The organism is Paenibacillus sp. 01T422 (assembly GCF_056398785.1).
This window is the reverse complement of record NZ_JBFTQB010000758.1, coordinates 1-3,274: the sequence shown is the minus strand read 5'-3', so window position 1 is coordinate 3,274 and position 3,274 is coordinate 1. Positions and strand designations below refer to the sequence as shown.

Below are 3,274 nucleotides of genomic sequence, written 5' to 3'. Positions count from 1 at the left end.
CTACATTTGTACAAAAATAAAAAGAAGGCCGTTAGGCCTTCTTTTTATTAAACATTAGTTACCATTATTTCACTGGAGTTTGCGTTGCAACAGTAGAAGTAACTGCAACTACAACCGATTTACCACTTGGGGATGTAATTGTCAAATCAAAGGAAGCATCTGCAGCATTGGATTTTCTAACTACTGTGATGTTACCATAAGCATCAACTGTTACACTACTGATATTAGTAGAGAAGTGGCTTACGGAGAAAGTAACACCCAATACGCCGTTAGCTTTTTGAGCATCGCCTTGCTCATACTCTTTACCATAGTTATCTGTAACGATCACGTCTGGTTGCATGAAAGCATTGAAACCAGTGTCGTTAATATCCATAGTGCTGTCAGCAGCGATTTTGTCAACTGCCAAAGCATCATTTTTACTAGTTACAGAAACAGTTGTTTGTTTCACTTCACCTTTAATAGTTTTGTAGGATACGTTCAATGTTGCAGTACCAACTTTGTTACCAAGAACGTATGCTTTACCATTTGATGAAAGAATAACTTTAGCTATAGCATTGTTAGAAGATGTAATGCTTTGAATTGTTCCAGCTGGAACTTTAACTGTATCACCAGCAGCATTCTTAGCAGATAGCTTAACTTCACGAGCCAAAACTGTGTATTTAGTCAGATCTTTAAGATCTGTACCAGTTATTGTTGTTCCATTACCATAAGTTGTATCAACAACAGTACCACTATCGATAAAGTTGAACAAAGTAGGAACAGAGTTCACAGAATAAGTAAGATCATCAGTAGACTTAGCAACAGTTAACGTTCTAGTCAATTTGGAGATCTCAGTACCGTTTTTAGTGATTTTTGCTGTGTACTCAACTTTAGAACCTTCTTCAGAACCTGCTACGAAAGGAGTCGTACCTGTAGCTGCTTTGTCTGCTGAAGTGAAAAGTGTGAATTCTTTGTTGAATAATTTGAAGTCACCAGCGTTTGCACCACCTGAAGCATTGGTTGCACCTTTACCATAAGTTAAAGATTTAAACGCAGTACCATCTGGGTTTTTCAAACCAAGCGTAGTGTCAGTCGGTGTAGGAGYACCATTAGCACCGTAAGTTGCTGCACTTACAGTTACAAGGTACTCGTTACCACCAGTTGAATTGTTACCTTGGCTATCTGTGAAATGAGCATCATCAAGTTTTTTACCGTATTGGTCAATAACTGCAAGCTCAACAGCTGATGTAGCACCCTTGAGTGCTGCTTTAGCTGGATCAGTTRCTACTTTGAAGTGATCAGGTACACGAGCGTCTGCAATTGTATAAGTCTTAGTTGAAGTGCTGCTTGCGTTAGCTGTCGCGATAATTGCAGTAATGGATACTGCTCCTTTAGCACTATCAACAATTTTGTTCAAACGAATAGTTCCTCTGTGCTCGCCAGAATCTTCGATTTTCACGCTAGTAGCACCATCAAGACCTGTTGCACCAGAAATGTTAATGTTAATTCGTTTACGGTTTTGATCGCTAGTCAGATCATCAACGCTAAGTTGATTTCCAGCAGCATCATAAGCGATAACTGGAATGTATACATCTTTATCACCAGCAGCAATTACATCGTTAAGGTCACCGATTTCAACTTTATTAGCAACTTTAGCCGATTTGATGCTGATTTTACCAGTTGCTGTAGCAGCTTGGTTGAACACTGTGAAGTTGTAATCAGCAGCTTTATCAACATCATTCAACAAGGAGATTTTAACTTGCGGAATATCGTTTCCGTTATCCTCAAATTCCACTTTAACATCATCGCTTGAAATGTAATCATTCCAAATTAAAGTTGTATCTCCAAACAATTTATTGCTTGTGCCGTAAACTTTTGCATTAAGCAAAGAATCATAGGAAATTGTGCCGCCGTATTGGTCGAACAAGTTAAGATCAAACTTAACGTTTTCGCCTTTACCGTTCAAGGTCTCACCTACGGAGTAACGAGCCGCACCAAGCTCAAGTTTAGTCAGGATTGGTTGTGTACCAAGCTTGAAGTTTTTAGTAGCTGTAATGTGGCTGTCGTTGTTAACAACAGTTACTGGAATTACAGATACACCTTGAGTTGTGTTGCTGTTAGCTGTATTCAAAGTAATCAACAAAGTACCATCAGTATCTTTTGTGATTTTTGTGAATGTTGCAGCAGATGTGTAAACGTTGTAAGAACCAGCGTTTGTAGTAGCGTTCTCACCGTATTGGTTGGAAGCTTTTACTTTAACGATTGTTTTGTCAGCGTAAGCAATTGTGTCGCCAGCGTTTACGAAGTCGATTTTTGTAAGAACTTCGTCTTCACCAGTGAAAGTTGCAGTAGTTTTGTCAACAGCAGCTGCATCCAAACCGGAAACTGTTACTGTGTACTCACCTTTGCCAACTTTAACGTCAGTCAATGTCAAAACTGCGGATTTTTTGTCATCTGCAAATTTAACAGTTGTAGCTACATCAGCTGTACCTTTTTTCAAAGCCAATGTAGCTTTGTCAGTGTCAACTGGTTTGTTGAAAGTAACTGTTACTTGTTGAGCTCCAGTTGCTTTTGCACCTGTAACGGATACTTTACCAGGAGATACGTATTGAGCTTTCGCTTCGTATGCACCAGTTAGAAGTAGGTCACGAGTTGCATTGGATTGGCCACCGAATTTACCGCCGTCGCCAGCAGGAAGAAGTTTCAATTCTAGAGCAAGTGCTACATAGCCTTGTGCCCAGTCAGAAACAGTTGTATCAGTACCAGTTTTACCTTTAGCATCAGCATCTTTGTTCAGTACGCGAACCAAGAAAGTAGCCAATTGCTCTTTTGTTACTTTACCAGCTGGGTTGTATTGACCTTCAGCATAGCCGTCAGTAATACCAGCAGTTTTCAAAGCTTCGATGTATGGAAGAGCGTAGCCGTTAGCAGCGTCGTCAGCTGTAACATCGGAGAAGCTGGAAGTTTTAAGGTCTTTGTTTACTTCGATACCAGTGATCAAAGCTGCAACTTTTGCGAATTGAGCGCGGTTCATTTCGTCTTTAAGACCAAATGTAGTGTCGCTCACTCCATCAAAAATACCTGCGCTGATCATTGCATCAAATTTTGCTTTTGTAGCTGCGTCAAGATCTTTAAGATCTGTGAAATCAGCAGAGGATTTCGCTGCGAATGCTAGGGACGAAAACATAGATAATGCCATTGCTGTGGAAAGAACTACGGATAAACTTTTCTTCATAACCTTTTTTTCTCCTCCTTGAATATCTTTGGTTTTATTTTTTAGGTTAAAGCTAACAAT

Annotated in this window: 1 protein-coding gene; it reads right to left on the bottom strand. The window is 39.7% G+C overall.

The annotated features are described in order from the left end of the window. Positions 1 to 64: 64 nt before the first annotated feature. On the bottom strand, positions 65 to 3,214 hold the full coding sequence (locus AC1DUA_RS30620; RefSeq protein ID WP_477503337.1) for an S-layer homology domain-containing protein: 3,150 nt from the start codon (positions 3,212 to 3,214) through the stop codon (positions 65 to 67). Positions 3,215 to 3,274: the final 60 nt, after the last annotated feature.